The organism is Streptomyces niphimycinicus (genome assembly GCF_018883605.1).
Lineage (GTDB): Bacteria > Actinomycetota > Actinomycetes > Streptomycetales > Streptomycetaceae > Streptomyces > Streptomyces niphimycinicus.
In genome coordinates, this window is the sequence record NZ_JAHLEM010001296.1 from 1 (window position 1) to 788 (window position 788).

The 788-nt window shown below is 75.1% G+C and carries 1 protein-coding gene and 1 pseudogene; both read right to left on the minus strand.

What is annotated here, in order from left to right:
- Positions 1-522 (minus strand): PTS sugar transporter subunit IIA (locus KN815_RS49430; RefSeq protein WP_253209756.1); only part of this gene is annotated, 522 nt, incomplete at its 3' end.
- Between the two features lie 85 nt (positions 523-607).
- Positions 608-788 (minus strand): annotated as a pseudogene (locus tag KN815_RS49435) (1-phosphofructokinase); the annotation flags it as partial.

Sequence of the window (788 nt, forward strand, 5' to 3'; positions counted from 1 at the left end):
CTCGGCCCCCGTCGGCTCGGCCCCCGTCGGCTCGGCCTCCGTTCCCGCGGCTCCCGTCCGCTCGGCGGCGGGTGCGCTCTGCTCGTCGCCGCGGATCAGGGCGGCCGCCCGTTCGGGGCGGTCGGCCGAGCGCAGCGCAGCGGTGAAGTCGGCGTTCATCAACTGCCGCGCCAGGCTCGACAGGATGGTCAGATGGTCGCTGTCAGCGCCCGCGGGGGCGGCGATCAGGAAGATCAGATCGGCCGGCCCGTCCGCCGCGCCGAAGTCGATCCGGGCCGCGCTGCGCCCGAAGGCCAGGGTCGGCTCGGTGACATGCGCGCTGCGGCAGTGGGGTATGCCGATGCCGCCGTCCAGGCCGGTCGGCATCTGCTCCTCGCGCGCCGCCACATCGGCGAGAAAGCCGTCGAGGTCGGTGACCCGGCCGGCCGCGACCATGCGTTCGGCGAGCGACCGGGCGGCGGCTTCCTTGGTGTCGGCGGACAGGTCAAGGTCGACCAGATCCGCGGTGATCAGCTCACTCATCTCGCGGCTCCCTTGTGTGCGGTGCCGCCCTGGGGGAGGCGGGCGGACGGAGTGGGGATTGGGGGGTGGGAGTGGGGACGGCCGGTCACGCGGGCTCCTTGAGCACACGGTCCAGCGGGATATCCGCCGTGGTGACGACGGCGGACGGATCGAGGTCGGCCGGGGTCGGCATGGCACTGCCCGGCAGTTGCACCGCGGCCGCCCCGTGGGCCACGGCCGAGGCGAGTGCGGCGGGCCCGGCGCCGCCCGCCGCGAGGAATCCGGCG